Source organism: Lederbergia galactosidilytica, assembly GCF_017873565.1.
Taxonomy (GTDB): domain Bacteria; phylum Bacillota; class Bacilli; order Bacillales; family Bacillaceae_C; genus Lederbergia; species Lederbergia galactosidilytica.
On record NZ_JAGGKH010000004.1, the window covers coordinates 226672 to 245274 of the forward strand.

General features: G+C 37.6%; 12 protein-coding genes. 1 reads left to right on the plus strand and 11 read right to left on the minus strand.

The features are described from left to right. Positions 1-2: 2 nt before the first annotated feature. The 4 genes from J2Z23_RS22225 to J2Z23_RS06030 form a co-directional block, all read right to left on the minus strand. Positions 3-680 (minus strand): extracellular solute-binding protein, encoded by a 678-nt coding sequence (locus tag J2Z23_RS22225; RefSeq protein ID WP_238482633.1) that lies wholly within the window; start codon positions 678-680, stop codon positions 3-5. 339 nt (positions 681-1019) lie between these two features. After that, complete coding sequence (locus J2Z23_RS06020) at positions 1020-2441, minus strand: LamG-like jellyroll fold domain-containing protein (RefSeq protein ID WP_057981684.1); 1422 nt, start codon at positions 2439-2441, stop codon at positions 1020-1022. Positions 2442-2554: 113 nt separating this feature from the next. Continuing rightward, positions 2555-3994, minus strand: a complete 1440-nt coding sequence (locus J2Z23_RS06025) for a sulfatase family protein (protein WP_057981683.1) — start codon at positions 3992-3994, stop codon at positions 2555-2557. A gap of 40 nt (positions 3995-4034) precedes the next feature. After that, a complete protein-coding gene (locus tag J2Z23_RS06030) occupies positions 4035-5552 on the minus strand; it encodes a sulfatase family protein (protein WP_057981682.1) in 1518 nt (505 codons plus the stop codon). Positions 5553-6027: 475 nt separating this feature from the next. On the opposite strand from J2Z23_RS06030, the gene J2Z23_RS06035 reads away from it, so the two are divergent. Then, positions 6028-6873: a helix-turn-helix domain-containing protein gene (locus J2Z23_RS06035; RefSeq protein ID WP_057981681.1), complete on the plus strand. Its 846-nt coding sequence runs from the start codon at positions 6028-6030 to the stop codon at positions 6871-6873. A gap of 96 nt (positions 6874-6969) precedes the next feature. Here J2Z23_RS06035 and J2Z23_RS06040 read toward each other — a convergent pair whose 3' ends face one another. The 7 genes from J2Z23_RS06040 to J2Z23_RS06070 form a co-directional block, all read right to left on the minus strand. Further along, positions 6970-11079 carry a carbohydrate-binding protein gene (locus J2Z23_RS06040; protein WP_209973477.1) on the minus strand — a complete coding sequence of 1370 codons (4110 nt, stop codon included), beginning with the start codon at positions 11077-11079 and terminating at the stop codon, positions 6970-6972. Positions 11080-11144: 65 nt separating this feature from the next. Further along, positions 11145-12677: an arylsulfatase gene (locus tag J2Z23_RS06045; RefSeq protein ID WP_083492303.1), complete on the minus strand. Its 1533-nt coding sequence runs from the start codon at positions 12675-12677 to the stop codon at positions 11145-11147. Between the two features lie 184 nt (positions 12678-12861). Beyond that, on the minus strand, positions 12862-13269 hold the full coding sequence (locus J2Z23_RS06050; protein ID WP_057981678.1) for a hypothetical protein: 408 nt from the start codon (positions 13267-13269) through the stop codon (positions 12862-12864). 16 nt (positions 13270-13285) lie between these two features. Next, on the minus strand, positions 13286-14128 hold the full coding sequence (locus J2Z23_RS06055) for a carbohydrate ABC transporter permease (protein ID WP_057981677.1): 843 nt from the start codon (positions 14126-14128) through the stop codon (positions 13286-13288). A gap of 18 nt (positions 14129-14146) precedes the next feature. Beyond that, positions 14147-15070, minus strand: coding sequence for a carbohydrate ABC transporter permease (locus tag J2Z23_RS06060; RefSeq protein WP_083492289.1), 924 nt, complete (start codon positions 15068-15070; stop codon positions 14147-14149). A 251-nt stretch (positions 15071-15321) separates the two neighbouring features. Further along, the gene (locus tag J2Z23_RS06065) at positions 15322-16584 is read right to left on the minus strand and encodes an extracellular solute-binding protein (protein ID WP_057981676.1); all 1263 of its coding nucleotides are present in this window, start codon (positions 16582-16584) and stop codon (positions 15322-15324) included. Positions 16585-16820: 236 nt separating this feature from the next. Beyond that, positions 16821-18599: a glycoside hydrolase family 2 protein gene (locus J2Z23_RS06070; RefSeq protein WP_057981675.1), complete on the minus strand. Its 1779-nt coding sequence runs from the start codon at positions 18597-18599 to the stop codon at positions 16821-16823. Positions 18600-18603: the final 4 nt, after the last annotated feature.

Consider the following 18603-nt stretch of genomic DNA (forward strand, 5'->3'; position numbering starts at 1 on the left):
GGTTAATGGAATTTCATCTTGCTTGCATTCCCATTCGGATCATCATTTTTAAAGGCAGTAAGAACATCAACCAATTCCTCAGGTTTTGTCGGTTCTTCTAATCCTAATTTATCTAACCAATCTTTATTAACCCAAAATTTCTCCGTTCTTGCGGCATCCAATTCAACAATAGCTGGTAAAGCATAGATATGACCATCTGGAGCTGTAATGGATGACTTAATTTCTGGATATTGCTCAAATAAAGCCGTTAAATTTGGTGCATACTCCTCAAGTAAATCTTCAAGCGGAATAAAAAGCCCTGACGAACCGTATTTTACGGCCTCCGCATGTGAAATTTCAGCCTTATAAAAGGCATCAGGTAGTTTTTTAGCAGCGTATTCCAGGTTTTTCCTTTCATCAAAACCATCCTGTGGAACATCATTCCATTCTATTTTTATATTCGACAGCTTTTCAAACTCTTTGAAAACAGACATATCCTTATAGGGACCGTTTACAGGAGAACGTCTGGCAAAGAACTTTAATTCAATCTCTTCATCAACAATCGGCATTCCTTCCTTATTAAAATTGTCTGAAGGGCCTTCACTAGCATTCCTCTCACTTGTTTCCTGTGCCTTTGAACAACCTGCAATGATTAGAGTGACCAAAACTAAAAACAAAACTAGTGATAAAATTTTATTCAACTTACTTCCCCCTTTTCCTTTACTGTCTATGACACTCCTACCAAGGTCCACAAAATGTAATCGGATACATTTCTTTTGATTTATTCCTTTCACTTTAGGTTTTTCAAGATCCCCCTCCAACTTTTTATCCCTTTCTCTGTATAGAGTAATTGAAATATCGTGGATAATGAATGTTAATTTGTTAGGTGACCAGTTGGCAATTTGTTAGGATTTAAATATAGTATTTTTAAGCTTGATCCATGTTAACACAAGGTTTCAGATAAAATTCAGAAAAAACTCAAGCGTCCTCTATCAATAGAAGACGCTTGTTATAAAACCTTAAATCACCATTACTTCCATTTATCTTCTTTCAGTCCAAAACAGATAATCTACATCCTCCTCTTGTAATGGCACTGTATAAATCCGGCAATCCCGGAATATCCCATTAAATATCGCTTTACCAGCTGACTCACCAAATGCATCTGTATCAAATCGAGCCCCAAGACCACCTGGATTCGGGTGATTTTCGATGAAAGGAGATTGAAAAGAGTTTGTCTCAGCCAATTTTCCATCTATGTACAAGTTTAAATTACCCTCATTGAATACGACGATTACGTTATACCATTTATTTGTTTCGAGCGACTCTGCCGAAACAGTTAGTTGGTTACCATTACTGCGGACAGCTGCCTCTAGTTTCCCGCCTTTGATGCGAATACCCAAACCACTCTTGTCTCCGCCTTCATCATATAAAACCTGCGTTCCAACAATGGTATCAGCTTTAAACCACATCGATACCGAACGCATATAAAACTCATTATGCATAAAGCCACTACTTGAATGGGTAGCCAAAGATACATAACTATGGAATACGGTTGGGTAATAAGCTTCCAATGAAAAGTGATTCATTAACTGAAATAATTCATCTTCCCCTAAAGGAAAAACCGTAGCATGGCGAATTTGATATGGGAAGCGATATTTTGTACTATCAAGCTCATCAGACCAATCAACAAGATTGGTAGATTCCTTTATCCCAAACCTTCCATATTTCCAATAATCATAAATTAGGAGCCATTTTTGCTTATTCTCGATTTTTAATATTTCGGGTCCTTCGGTATAATTCGGGGTAATAAAGTCACTAATCACCTCATATGGACCGCTTAAATCGGCTGATACAGCCAGCTTATTCGCAATTGGCTGAGGACGCTTTTTAGAGTCATAGACGGCACTTTCGTCTTTAACAAACATATAATTTGTTCCGTTCCATTGTTCAATACTAGCATCAATCGTTTGAAAACCAGGATCAAAAAATAACGTTGTTTCAGAAAAAGTATCCCAGTCCGATGTACGACAACAATAATGTTTATTATGACTCATATCCTCTCCAACACTGGAAGCCCAATAGAGTAGATAATCCTCTTCTTCCGGATCATAACTAAATTCCGGTGCCCACGAATTTTGAACGTTATGATAGTTAGTCATAACCTCTATTGCTTTTTCATCTTGCCAAGTTATTAAATCCTTTGATTTAGCATATCCTAAAAACTTCCCTTTTGGACGAATGGTAAAGACTAGATGCCAAAATCCATCTTTTCCTTTATTGATAAAAGGATCACGTAATATTCCTTCTCCAATAGATGTCGACCAAACCGCATGATTTTGATTAAGTTCATACCAATGTAAACCATCGCGGCTATATGCGTAATGAAGTCTCTCATTTTTATTCGTTTGCATAGGACCTGATCTAAAATAGGCAATTAAATAGGCCGGTGATTCTATAGCCATCATACAACTCTCCCTCTATATAACTAAATGATCTTCCTAGGTTTCCAAATCCCTCATTATCTGTGTTATCATCCGCCAAGGTAAATGGTAAAAAGTCGAATTGTATTTAATGATTACCATGCTGCTTCTTTTTCTGGTAAGGGATCGATTGTTTCCAGCATTCTATCGTGCAATCGCTGAAACAATTTCATTTTGACTGATTGATAATCTGGATGATTCCAGCAGTTTGAAGATTCATCTGGATCTTTATCTAAATCATATAGTTCTCCGTCATCCATTCCATGATAGATAACAAGTTTGTAATTTTCTGTTCGCAGCATGGTCGCTAATATTCTTTGCCCATCATCCCCTCTCCTATCATCGTAAAATTCACAATAGACATCATTTCTATGATGCTCCACATTTGCATTTATTAATAAATCCCATAAAGATTTCCCTTGCATACCTGTATAGCATGGTTGTCCACTTGCTTCTAACAAAGTGGGTGCGATATCCACCAGCTCAACCATTGTTTTCATTCGTCTATTTCCACGTATTTTACTTGGATAGGAAATAATAAATGGGACCTTAACCGCCGGATCATAAAAGTGTGGACCTTTTAAATAAATTCCATGATCCCCTAGCATTTCTCCATGATCTGACATAAAAATGATGATGGTATTTTCCAACTGTCCAGTTTCCTCGAGGACATTCATTATTCTTCCAACCTGCTTATCTATTAAATCTACCATCGCCCAGTAGGCAGCTTTTAAAATTTTATGATCTTTTTCACTCATTTTAGAGGCAGGAAATAACCCCTTTACTCCATATGCTCCGTCATGATCAATTTGTTGAAAAATTGGTTTTTCGTCCAATTCATTCTCCCTATAATTAGGTAGGGGGATCTCATCAAGCATATCTATATAGCGCTTCAGATATGCTTCCGGTGGGTCGAATGGATGATGTGGGTCAAACATATTTACCGAAAATAGCCATGGATTTTCAAAATCGGCATTGTTTTTAATAAAATTAATGGCTTTTTGGGCACACCATGTTGTTTGATGATTCTCCTCCTCAGGGCCGTATTCGATATACGGCATCCCTTCAACCTTTCTTTTTTTAACCTGCACATCCTTTTCTATGAGCCAGTGCTGATAGTCATCAGAAGCCCAATTCCGATTTGGATGATGTGACCAATTAAATTCTGTATAGCCGTCATTTATCCGACGTTCCCTCGTAGTAGAAATAGATGGATTACAGGCTGAAATATGTAACTTCCCCGCCAAACCACATGTGTACCCTGCAGCCGCCAATAACTTTGTAACGAGAATTTCATCATTAGGAATCGATTGTCCGTTTTGCCTGGTTCGGTTTGTCCTCGGGTACCTACCAGTAAGAAAACTTGCTCGACTTGGGGTACAAACTGTGCTATTGCTATAGCATTGTTCAAATAAGACCCCACTCGTTGCTAACTTATCAATATTTGGTGTATGTACAAATTTATTTCCGTAACAGCCAAGTGTATCAAAACGTTGTTGATCAGTAGTTATCCAAAGAATGTTTGGGTGTTCCATTTTTCAGCCCCCCATATTTAAATAGCTAATCCTTGTTCAATCATGCAAAACTTTGTCTAGGTGGGATGGGATTTTCTAATTCACCATAGATATCCACTAACTTACTGAACATTTCACACTTCATTTCCGTATAATCCTTGTTATTATACAGATTTACAAACTCATTCGGATCATTCTCAAGATCGTAAAGTTCACCCTCACTGCGGTCCAAATAATAATTTAACTTATATCGATCTGTCACAAGGGTTTTCACATAAAAACTAGGTTCCGCGCGATTTTCAACTAGACACCAATCCCGTGTAGCTTGATTAGGTTGATACAATGTATTCAGTTGACTAATTCCCTGCATGGAGGGGTATTTCTCTATTCCAGCAGCTTCTAGAAATGTTGGAGCCAAATCTACTAAACTCATAAGTGAATTTGTTCTTTTTCCTTCAGGAAGCTCTCCCTTCCAGCGCACTAGAAACGGAACACGTAAAACATCATCATAGTGAATTGGACCTTTAAGCCAAAAGCCATGATTACCAGCATAGTCACCATGATCAGAGGTGAAAACAACTAATGTATCTTCGGCTAGACCTAACTCATCTAACTTATCCAAAAGACGTCCAATATGGTGATCAATTAGACTGATCATTCCATAATATGAGGAGAGCCATTTTCTAGCTCTTTTATAACCAAGCTTTTTATTCGTATGTCCTAAGCACTGAACTCCCCCAGTACTATGTCCTGGATCTGCTGTAACATTAATATCGAGTTCATTCATCCGATCTTCCAGAAGATATTGATGAATTAGGGGCTTATCAAGCATTTCTCCCTCTTTTTCCACAAATGGAGGCATTTGATCAGGATCATACATACTATTCCATGGCTCAGGACATAGAAAGGCATTATGCGGATCCTGAAAACTGCACCAAGCTAAAAACGGCTTACTTTCTTCCCTAGATTCAATAAAATCCATTGTTTGATTTGCTGTCCAGCGAGTATAATGATACTCTTCTGGTAAATCCCAAGAACCTTCCCGGTGTCCACCACCAGGTCCAAAATATTTCGAAGGATCGATCCCTTGCTCAACTAACCAGGCTCCATAATGCATACCATGAGATGAGTCTTCATCAGAATGCCCGTGAACCATTGCTACCTTTTCAAAACCATAATATGGACCATGCCACTCTTTCCAGAAGTCACGATCATGTATATGTGGAGGAGCTTCAAAGCTACCTTCTGTTAATACAGGTTTAAAATGGGCCTTCCCAAACAATCCAGTTGTATAACCGCCTTTTCCCATTAAGTCGCTAACGGTCGTTCTATCTTCATCTAATTCAACACCTATATTCCAGCACTGGTGCCTAGAAGGATATTCTCCTGTAATAATAGATGAACGACTTGGAGAACAAACAGGACTGGCAACATAAGCTCTTTCAAAAGCAATTCCTTCCTTTACCAATCGATCTAAGTTTGGAGTATGTATCGTTTCGTTCCCTAATGCATGAATTGTATTCCAATGTTGTTGGTCTGTTGAAATCAACAGAATGTTAGGTTTCTTCTGTTTTCCCACTTGCTTGGCCTCCAATTTTCACAATATAATAAATATATAAAGAGATCTTAATCTATAAGATAGCCAAATTGTATTAAACCTAGAATGTTACATTGTTAGATTAATGGATAACATTTTGTTAGATTATAAGAAAAACGGAAGGCGGTTGCTTAGGAGATAAGCATGTTCTGGAACCTGGAAGGGCGTTCTTTTCCTCCCAGATTCTAATTTATTTGGCCTCGAGCCCCTACCACTCGTAGCTAGGCTAGACACCGAAAGATGCGCCAATGTTAACTTATGTAGGAAGAAGGCAAGGCGCTAGTCACTAGGCGCCGGAGCTAGATGTCGAACACACACAACATAAGCAAGTTACTAAGAAGTCACAATTTTACGATTACTATAACGGGACAAAAACGCAAGCGAACATATAGCGATGTAGCTAGACATTGACTAGAAATTATTCTTTCTTTACATCTCAAAATGGGAGGGATTACATTTGAAGGAATTTTCTCATGAATATGCAGAACATTGGTTTCATACCCCTACCCCGATGGAAAAGGCGGGGGGACTATGGCCCATTAGAGCGGGGCATAACAAAGCTAAATCAAACTATAAAATGGGACCACGTATGATTACCTATTACAGTGTACACTTTATCTTAGATGGAGAGGGAATGTTTACTCAGAATGAGACGAATGAGAAAATTCAACAAGGGGATATTTTCTGTTTACTCCCTAATCAAACACATCAATATTCTTCCAATCCTGACCATCCACTCAAAATGTTTTGGTTGGCTTTTAATGGAAAACAAGCAATTCCACTTTTAAAGCGCATTGGGATTACCAACTATTCCACTCATGTTAAAGGCATACTAAATGAAGAAATTATAGAAATCTTAGAACGGCTCGCAACACATCTTAAAAAAGATGACGAGGATGATGATCTATTTGGTTTAAGTATTATCTATAAGCTATTTCATAGCCTTTCTATTCAATCAAAACAAAAGAACCTTGCTCCTACTACACCTAGAAACTGGCTAAAAAAAAGTCAAGAATATATGGATATGCATTTTGCAGAAAACATATCCGTAAAGGATGTAGCAAAATACGTTGGTATCCATCGGTCTTACTTTACTGATTCATTTGTCAATGAGGTCGGCGTGACGCCAAGTAAATATCTTTTAGCTTTAAAAATGAATAGAGCATTAGAATTGATTACTGAGAAAACCCATACAATCACTGAAATAGCACTTTCCCTTGGTTATTCAGATCTTTATTCCTTTTCACGTGCTTTCAAAAATTATTATGAAGTTTCGCCAAATCAATATCTTACAAAAGAATAAACATCCTTAAAGCTTAATCCACCTTAAAGATATCTGTACATAAAAACTCCCCATGCTAGAAAACTGCTTACATGGGGAATTTCCGCTTAGTTTTTCTTATTTTCCTTTCCAATACTCAATGATCGAGTTGGTAGTAGCCATTAAAATTCCATACAGTCCTTTAGAAATCAATTCATTATCTAACTGATAATCAAGCAATTCCTTGTACCCTTCCATATGTTTAATGACCTTTTTTGCAGATCCTTTTTTCTCAAATTGTCCCACTGCTGTCAAATGGACTTTAAGTGATCGATAATCTTTTTCTGCTAAATCTTTTTGATGCTCTTCAAGGATTTCTAGTATATCCGTCGTACTAGGTTCTAAAGGCTGAACAAAGATATTATCGTATTTTGTATCGCTTAAAACACTTCTGACGCCAACTTTACCATGTATAAATGCTGTAGCACTATGATCATCGTAATCTATTTTTGGTTTGTCCATGTCCCCAACATAAATCTTGATATTCGTTCCGTTTGCAACTACTTTGATATGTTGCCATTCATCGATTGGATCATCTAGTTTGGCCCCCTCCAAATAAGTCCAATTGTAATTAAACTTACCGAGATGAACACCATCCTTATTGACATATGCAACATATCCTTGTAACATATCGGCATTATTGTGGTTAAGTTCTTTTCCGTGGGCGGGGTTATTTACCCTAAATAGGATACCACCGTCGCCTTTACCATCCACAACCTGGACATCAGCTTCAACGATATAATTATGCCAAGCACTATCACCAATCACAGATTTACCAAATGTCCCTGCCCCTGAGCGATACACACCCTCTTGTTCAACTTCTTGATACTGATCTTGTTCAAGAAAACTAAAATGATGGAAATCAAACTCACCATTGACCGTTTCTACCTTAATGGTATGTTTTCCGGCAGGCAATGAAATATTTTCCTTTATTACACTCGCCCAATCATCCCATTCCCCTGTGCGTGGAATATTGATCACTCCTGTGAGATCTATTTCATCATCTAACCATAATCTTACTTGGCCATCCTGTTGCTTAGTTGCGACATTTATATCCAATACATAGTCACCATCTTTGGCAATATCAACATTATATTTATACCATTCATCTGTTTGATTCCAGCCAATATTGAACGTACCATCAGGATGATTGCGAATATCCACATGATCAAAACGATATTTGCCTCCGATATTTCTCGGGGTTTTATCATGATAGGCGACACCTTCTCCACCAGTCATATAATCGACTGCCATCACTTTCCCTGGCAAGGAGTGAGTACGATCAAATGTATGAAAAATCATTTTTGTAAAAGATAATTCGCCATCGATCACCTCAAGCTTGAGCGTATATTTTCCTTGCGGTAAATCCAAATCGGAAATGGAAATATTCTCCCAATCCTTTTCTCCATCCGTAACAGGAATAGTAAAGCTTTCTATTACATCTATTTCATCATCTAACGAAATACGTATTTTCGTATCTTCATCGAAATTATTGGCAATGAAATCAAGTCCATATTTATTCGATTCGGATATGTTTACATTATATTTGATCCATTCTCCCTTTTTTAATTCGTGGATGGCATATCCGCCGTCTTGATCAGGTTGACTATCTATCGCATCATTCCTAAATTCACCATCGGTATTTGAATCTGAATGGACATGATACGCGACACCCTCGCCACCAAGATTATAATCTTCTGCTTCAATTGTGCCTGGGATTGGTTTGTGGATATCAAAGGATCTAAAGTGAAATTTAGCGATATCATATTCACCTTCCACAATTTCAATCTTTAACGTATGTTCTCCTTTCGGCAATTGTATATCTTCCATCCTAAGTATCTGCCAATCATTCCAATCTCCTGACGCGGGAACATCAACTATACCTGTTAAGTCAATGTCATCATCTAACCAAAATCGTACTTTTGCATTCTGAAATGTCGTGGCATATTCCATTTCCAGATTGTAGATTCCTTCATCTTGAATAGCCACATTATATTTTAACCATTCACCTGTTTGATTCCAGCCAACTGCTGTTCCGCCCCCTGGCTTATCGCGAATATCAACAGCATCGTCTCTTAGCACACCGCCTATATTTTCTGGAGTCGTATCATGATAGGCTATTCCCTCTCCCCCAGTAATGTAATAGGCAGCTTGAATATCTCCAGGAATCGGTTTAAACCCATCAAATACACTTGCGGAATCTTGATTAGTATCCACTCTCCAAGACCCTTCATAGCGATCCCATCCGAAATCAACCCCATCATTAAAATCTTCAAGGATAATCGGCGCATCCTTGTACTTACTAACCTCAAAACTAGCAAAGAATAACGAGCCTTGAGTAACTTCGATTTTCAGCTTCTGTTCTCCTTTGGGCACAGAAACATGATCAATTATAAAGTTTTGCCATTGCCCATCAGTATTTGGAATGCTGACAGTATCAGTTAAATCCTTGTCATCAAGCGATAATCGCACTTTTGTTTCATTATTGTCTGTAGCTACTCTTAAGTTAATACTGTATTGACCTTTTTCTTCTACATTGATGTTGTATTGCAGCCAATCCTTTTTTGCTAGCTTGACACTATATCCACCTTCAGAATTTGCCTGAGTATCAACTTCATCCTGCCGATACGTATGATTTAATTCGCCATCGGATATATGATAGCCAGTGCCATCCCCGCCTGAATTATAATGAACAGCTTCTACTTTACCTGGCAAAGGTTTATGGAAATCAAATACATTACTGCCATTTACCTTATTACTTGTTGCAATATAACCAAAGGAAGCATGTACATCGCTTGCCGTATAGCCTATTTTCCCACCATGTAAAGAATCAATATCCCTTGTTTGCTTATGCATTCCATCTACAAAAATAGTAAACTTGGAATCTTCCTTCTCAACCCTGATTTGGTGCAACTGTTTAAAATCGAAATCAGCAGGAAGTGTTGATTCCTCCCAGCCTTGTTCAACACCGTCAACAAAGAAATTTGTTTCTAATTTATTTTCTTTTGAGCTTAACACAGCTACTCCATAGTTATCCTCATCTTGATAGGAAAATACCGTACCATAACGAGGGGTAGCACTTTCACCATTATCTTTTAAAGTCATGTTAAATTCGGCTGTATAATTGGATTCCGCCTCATAGGTTGTAACGAGACGATGCCATGTAGTGTCATTAATTAATTCTTGCTCCAAAGCATCGTCATGAATCTTCCATGTACCCCCATTAACCTCTGACCACTCCTTGCCTATATCGTCTCGTTTGAAACGATCACTAAAATCCGGTAAGTTTGGATTTTGCTGTTCAAATGTAGTAGGGCCCAACACGGTCATCTTATCCCCATTCCAGGCAATTCGATCCATATTAAAATAGCGACCTGGATTCGCATGGCTATGATACACAATATATTCAGAATCTAAATCAGGACCTCTTATCATACCATTATGTCCTAATCCAACATTTTCACCTTCTGTATTAAGCAGAATGGGATTCTGTAATGATTTCTCTTTGAAATTCTCCGTTGGTGAATCACTAGTTGCATAGTCAACGCGATAAGCTTTACTCCAAACATGATTACCTACATAGGTCATATAGTATTGTCCATGTCTTTTAAATACCGTTGGAGCCTCTGTCCATCCGTCCATTTCCGCTCCCGTATTTATGGCTGGACCAAATGTATAAGGATCCTCCATTTTGTATGCATTGATGCGGTCAGACCCAGTACCATAAAAATACCATTGGCCATCGTCATCAATAAAGACATGACCATCGATACCCATTCCCAAATTCTCTGTCTGTTTCACAAAAGGTCCTAATGGACTTGAGCTTTTATAAACATAATGCCCATTCCCGCCCGGCGATGTATACATATAAAAATTCCCATTCCAATACGTCACCTCAGGCGCATAAGCTGCTTTTGTACCGGGCTCCTCAGTGACCAGTCCAGCGTAATCCCAGTTTATTAGATCTTCCGATGTCCAAGCCTTTACTCCACTTTTATCGTCGACAGTACTAACATAAAGATAATAGATGCCATTATATTTTAATATGTATGGATCACCTTCCCCGTAAAAGTCTCCATTATCCCATTCCCATGAATCAGAAAGATCAAATGGGTTACTGTAAGCAAATGAAACGCTTGGGAATATGAACAATCCACCCATTATGAGGAGTACACGAACAAACCGCATTGTGAAATAACCTCCATTACTTAATATTTTGAATCCTTAAATGCCAATTTTCTTTTCTCATCCTCCTAAAACTTTGGGACTACATGTGTCCGCTTTGCCCAGTCTTCCCACAACCGCTTCATCGCCTTTACCTTTTCCGGATATTGGTTAGCCATATCATTCATCTCAGTTCGATCCTCTTTAATATTGTAAAGTTCCCAATCCCGTTCTTTAATCTTGACTAATTTCCAATCGTCTTGACGAATAGCACAATGCTCCTCATGTTCAAAATATAATGTCCGCGTTGTTGGCTCATCTCCCAAAAAGGCTGGAAGTAGGGTTTCCCCCTCCATAGGTAAAATCTTCTTTCCATTAAAAACCTTGGGATATGGTGCATCGGTAATATCTATAAACGTTGCCATAAAATCGATAAAATGTGCAGGTCGATGATCAATTTTTCCTTTTTCCTTCACAACATTTGGCCAATGGATAATCATTGGGGTACTAATCCCACCTTCATGGCTGTAGTGCTTATACATTCTAAATGGAGTGCTACTTACGTTAGCCCATCCTGATCCATAACTATGATAAGAATCTGGTCCACCCATCTTCTCCAAATCTGCTTTTCTATGTAAAATATTCGTTGTTGTCATCCAATTATCGAACCCCCACGGATCCCACTCTGCACACGCCCCATTATCAGAGCAAAAAATAATTAAAGTATTATCAAGTTCACCGTTTTCTTCTAAATCCTTAACAACTCTCCCCACGTTCTGATCCACTCGATCAACCATAGCTGCAAATATAGCCATTCTTCTAATTAAATCTTGCTTTCGATCAGGGTCAATCATCTCCCACGATGGGTTCACTCCATGAATGATCCGATCTCGATCCCAATATTCTGATAAAGGTGTTAATTGTGATGCATGTTCTACAATGCCCAATCCTTTCATTCTAGCAAAACGCTCCGCGCGAATCTGATCCCAACCTTTTTCATATGCTTGTACATATTTTTCAATATCCTCTTTAGGTGCCTGAAGAGGGAAATGCGGTGCATTATAAGACAAATATAAAAAGTAGGGCTGGTCATCGCCGCGGGCTTCATTGATAAAATCTAAAGCATAATCTGTAATTGCATCGGTTGAGTAAAATTCCCCCTCATTATACTCTCGTTCTGGTCGATTTTCTGGCAAGCGCACATAACTTTTTTCGTCCCAAAAACTTGTAAAACCACCTAGTAAACCATAAAATTCATCAAAACCTCGTTCAATCGGACCATGTTTCCCAACATGCCATTTTCCCGATAAATAAGTTCGATATCCTCCTTCTCGTAATACTTCTGCGATCGTGACACATTCATCTTTCAAATGTCCTCGATATCCCGGAAGTTCATAATCCTGATCCATATCCCCTACTCCTGATTGATGAGGATAAACGCCCGTTAACAATGAAGCACGGCTTGGACAACAACGCGCTGAATTGTAACACTGCGTTAATCGTAATCCATCCATAGCCAGTTTATCTAAATGAGGTGTTTCAATTTCACTCCCAAAACAACCTAAATCAGAGAAACCTAAATCATCAGTCAAAATAAAGACAATATTTGGTTTATCTTTCAACACTTTTCCACTCCCATCAAATCAAATGATAAAAAAGAAACCGCTTGAGTTTTTTCAATGTATCAAGCGGTGTAAGTTCTGAGGATTAAGTTCTTATTTACATTAATGATGACACGGTAGTCTCAAACTCTCCCTAATTCTAGTAAACTGTAGGCCGAGAGGAACTCTTTCTTTTTTGATGCTCTCAATTGTTATTTAATAGTTTTATTGAGCGATTTTTTGCAAGGATAATAATGCCGGCTCCCATATATAGGATTAAACTGAGTATATCCATCGTAAAGTACGAAATGATCCCACAGATTAAAAACCAAACAGGGACCTTCTTAGGTACGATCCCTTCTTTTAAAAAGGTCTTTGTAAGATAAATAGTTATGAAACCAAGTAGTATAAGTAAAATCCCGTAGATAGAGGCAACACTAGAAATACTCCCTGATAGAGAATCCAAACCCTCTTTTTCCACAGCAGATAATTGAGCAGTAGCCATTCCTTTTTCCCTTATATAAGGTCCATAGATGAAGATAGTTATGAGTCCATCTAATATTTGCCAGCCAGAAGCGATATAAACTAAAGTCTTTTCCAATTTATTAGGCATACCCATAACCCCTTTTCTATCCTTTTATACCAGCAGAAAGCGACATTGATTCTAAGAAATACTTTTGCGCGAATAAATATATAATAAATGTAGGTATAAGCGCAATTATAGCTCCAGCCATAAGCATAGTTGGTTGTGATGTATACATGCCTTGTAATAACTGCAGTCCAGCAGTTATGGGCATTTTTTCTATATCATTAAAGACAATGGATGGCCATAGAAAGTCATTCCAAGAACCAGTAAAACTAAATAATGCAACGACCATAAGAATGGGCTTTAATTGCGGTAAAGCAACTTTAAAGAATATTTGAAAGTCACCAGCACCATCAACTCTTGCTGCTTCATCATATTCCATAGGGATATTTGCCATAAATTGCCTCACTAAAAAGATGTTAAAAACCCCAGCTGCACCAGGAACAATTGCTGCCAAATATGAATTAACCCAACCAAGTGTATCAACGATTTTATACAAAGGGATTAAGTTAACAACTGCTGGAAACATCATGGTAGCTAATAGAAACGTGAAAAGGGTATTACGACCTTTAAATTGCAATCGGCTATAGGCGAAGGCAGCTAAAGAAACAACCACTAACACTAATAAAGTATGAACAATGGATATAATCAAAGAATTAAAGAACCAGTGTAATAATGGTGTGCTATAGTTATCCACTAGGAGTGATGTATAATTAGTGATTACCCATTCAACAGGTAAGAATTTAAAGCCCATTGTCTGAAATTCCATATCTTCCTTAAAAGATGTGACTAGTCCCCATACTAAGGGAATCACCCAAATAATTGCCATTATTAATAGAAATAAGAAAGCCACCAATTTAGGAAAAGATAGTAGTTTATTTTTCATTCATTCTTCACCTCACATCTAATCTCTATTACGTAAAAAGAAGAACTGAATTAGCGATACAGCCATAATACACAGACCGAGAATAATAGCCATAGCAGAGGCAATCCCTGCGATCGACTGTCCAGAGCCAAAGGCATTCTGTTGAATATCCATCAACAGAACCCGTGTAGAGTCAGCTGGTCCGCCTCCAGTAAGCATAAGTGGTTGACCATATACATTAAATTGAGCAATAGTTGTCAAAACTACTGTATAAAGGATCGGTCCACGAATACTTGGCAGTGTAATTTTAAAGAACTTCTGAACAGAGTTCGCTCCATCTATGGATGCAGCCTCATAAAGATCTTTAGGTATACCATTCAAAGCAGCTTGGTAAATAATCATATTGCTACCAATAACCCACCACACCGTTACAATCACAATTGCTGCCCAAGCATAGGGCTGAGAACCTGTCCAAAGGATTTCCTTATTTAGGAAATTGTTAATCGGCCCTTGATTCACATTAAACATGAGGGTCCAGATAATCACCACAGCGGAAATAGAAAATAATGTGGGCATATAAAAAATAGATTGGAATATTTTATGAAATAATGGTTTAGCATTTAATGCGCTTGCCAACAATAACGGTACAATTATACAAAAGGGAACAGCTAAAATAACGAATAGAAATGTATTTTTAAACCCATTGTGGAATTGCGTATAAAAGGAGGAATCTTTTTCAAATAAAATCTCCTTATAGTTATCTAATCCAACAAAGTCTGCCTTTCCAACTAAATCCCAGCTAGTAAAGGAAATATAAATTCCATAAATAATTGGCACTAGAAAAAAGATACTAAAAATCAATAAATGTGGTGCAACAAAAGCCCAAGGAGACCAGTTCACAGATTTTCCTTTGGACGGTCTTCTTTTCGTCTTGATCCCCATAGTTTTCATAGGCGCTTCCATAACTACCCCTCCAAAAATAATTATTCCATGAAACTGGGACAAAAGTGTACGAACTACGACGGTATATAAACCGCTTCGGAAATATACTTTGTTATCCGCAGGCAAGGCTTAAGCCTCTTCAGGCCTGAGCCTTCCGGGGTCTAGCCGAACTCTTACTTCTCGCGGGAGTCTACATATATTTCCTCCGCTAAAGTATTGCATTGTTTTTCTTTATAGTTATGTCCCAGCTTCATTACTTAAGGTTTATTCACCTATTTATTTGAAGTATCCTTGGCGATTTTATCTTCTAGTGTTTTTTGAATATCAGCAAGTCCTTTATCAACGGGGATTTTGCCAAATATAATATCAAGACCTTTGGCATCCAATTCCTCGGAAACGTATCCATTGTATTTGTAGTCAAAAATCTTAAGTGAAGCTTGTTCTTCAGGGTCATTTAATAAGAATGATTGAGCCATTTCTTGATACTCTTGTTCGTCAAGGATTTTAAGGGAAGCTGGATTTTGTCCTGCCTTAGCCCATTCTAATGAGTTATCACGAACCCAATCTATAAAATCTATAGCACCTTTGGATTTTTCATCCGAGCGATCATCACTATTAAACATTACAAATTGGTGGGATGAAGACCAGTTGACCATTTTACTCTTGTCATCATGTAATTGTGGGGCATTGGTTAATCCATACTCAAATTTTGCATCCTTTAAATTATTGTTCATCCAGATCCCCTCTGGATAGAAGATTAATTTTCCTTGAAGGAATAATTGTGCGGGATCTTCGCCATCTTTGTTTGTCACTTTTGCCTCATATAAATCAATCCATTGTTGGAACGAAGCCTTTGAGTGGTCATTATTAAAAGTAGGGTCTATGCCATTATCTGTTAACTCTCCGCCATTTTGCGCATACAAGGAAAGCATATTCGGTTTAACCCATGTAACGCCAATACCAGAAATTTTGTCCTTTTGCGCTTTTTCACCGGCAGCTTTAATTTCATCAAATGTAACAATATTATCATCCAATGCACCTGGAGCATATTTCTCTACTAGATCTTTGTTGTAATACATTATGAAGGAATGGATATCAAGAGGAACGCTGTATCTAGATCCATCTAAGTCCCCAATCTTCCACGCCTCTGTCATATAATTTTCTTCTTTTAATTCTGGGTAATCGCTTAAATAATCATCATAACTAGTTAACATTCCATTATCTACGTATTGCTTGATGCGTTCCGCATGAACGATCATTAAATCTGGAACATTCTTCCCGGAGTTAACAACCGTTTGGATTTTTGTATACATATCTCCTTCTTTAAGAGAGATATTTTTCACTTTAAAGTCTGGGTTTGTTTTGTTATATTCGTCTACCATTCGTTTCATATTTTCCCCATCTGGCCCAGTGAATGGATTCCAAAAAACGACCTCTTTACTTGAACTAGAACTGGAACTGGAAGAATTACTACCACAGGCAGATAAAGTGACAATAAGTACGACCGACATAAATAGTAAACCTAGTTTTCTCATTTTTAATACCCCCCTAATTATTTTTCATATTGTCCAAGCCTTTATAGTAAATAGTTAATAAATCATTGATAAAGTAGGATTTATAAAAAAACTTGTCACCTCGAAATCTAAGGAGAATTGAGGTTACGAGACTACCAACATCCCAGATTAGGAAGTGACAAGTGAACCATCAATAAATAACTTATGCTATTTAATAGTCTTCCTTATTATTAATGCTAGCTAATAATACTGAGCTACTATCGATTTATTCTTCTCGTGTCATTAACCTTTTTAATCTTGTCCAAAGAAATTTTCGGTGTTCGATCTTCTCTTAATAATCCGTTAATTTCCTGTTGAACATCTGTTGTTTGCGTATAACAATATCCACTTATATAAGGAATAGCTTTAATCGCATCCGTGATTTCCTGATAGCGCTTTAGAAATGCCTCTTCTGATTCAACCTGGTTTCCATATCCCCAACCACTCTCGTCATTAAAAGCAATACCACCATATTCAGTTAGCATGACAGGCTGGCCTTTATATTCATAGCCCTCAGCAAATGCATATTTATGATGATTATGGGTGACTTCGTTATTAAGAATTTTATCTTTGTCTTTATAGCGCTCATAAAATGCTTCACCTAATTCTTCATAATCATGTAAGGCGATAATATCTGAAATTGTATGTTCCCAACCATCATTTACAATAACTGGCCGTTCGGAATCAATGGATTTTGTTAAATAATAAATCGCTTCTGTAAATTTCTGTTGCTTTTCATCGACAAGAATATTAGGGATTCCCCAAGATTCATTAAATGGAACCCATGTGATAATCGAAGGGTGATTATAATGCTGTTGCACAATCTCTAACCATTCATTTGTAAAGTTTTCCACCGCTTCATCTGAAAACTCATATGTGGCAGCCATCTCAGACCATACCAATAAGCCCTTCTTATCACACCAATATAGAAATCGTTCATCTTCAATCTTTTGGTGTTTTCGTACGCCGTTAAAGCCCATCTGCAATGTTTTATCAATATCCTCCAGCATCGCCTCATCTGATGGAGGGGTGAGCATAGTATCTGTCCAATACCCTTGGTCTAACAAGAGCTTTTGGTAGATTGGTACATTATTTAGTAGAACCTGCCCATCTTTAATAGAGATTTTCCTCATACCAAAATAGGAATCTACCTCATCGACAAGTTCTCCTTCAACATACAAACGAAATGTAACATCATATAAATTCGGATGTTGTGGAGCCCAATGGAATACTTTCCATTCATGGATTTCTGATGCAAGACTAACTTCAAAATGGATATTTAAACGATCAGGTGTAAGCGAAAATTGTTTCACTTTTTTTCCTGAAAATGTGATGGTTGTCTCAAGTCTTGAATCTTCTGCTAATTCTCCATTTAGTTTATAGTCAAAAGCAATAGACCCAGTATCGATATTTGGCGTCATCTTCACACTTTCAATTCTTTCTTCATTTAGAAATTCGAGCCAAACTGTTTGCCAGATACCCGTATTTTGCACATACCAGCAACCAAAGTTTTTATCCGTCCAACGCTGTTTTCCTCTAGGCTGAGTACAGCTTTGGGTGTCTTCCACTTTTACTACTAATTCATTTTCTTTTGTATGATCAATAGCATGACTAATATCAAAAGAAAAGGCCGCGTATCCTCCGACATGTTCACCAATATACCTACCATTCACCCATACTTTTGTAACATAGTCAGATGCTTGAAATCGCAAAATGGCTCTTTTCCCAATTTCATCTTTTGGAATTTCAAATGTTCTTTGATACCAAATATATGGATGAAACTTCTCTTCCCCAATCCCACTAGCCTTAGTTTCATAAGTAAAAGGGACTTGAATCTCTGTCGAAAAAGAAGGTTGTTCATGCCATCCTCCCTTTTCACCAACATTGTGGTCATCAAATGCAAATTTCCAAGTACCATTTAAATTCATCCAAGATTGACGCTTAAATTGTGGTCTCGGATATTCTGTTCTTTGATATGTGGTTACACTCGCCGTCATTTAC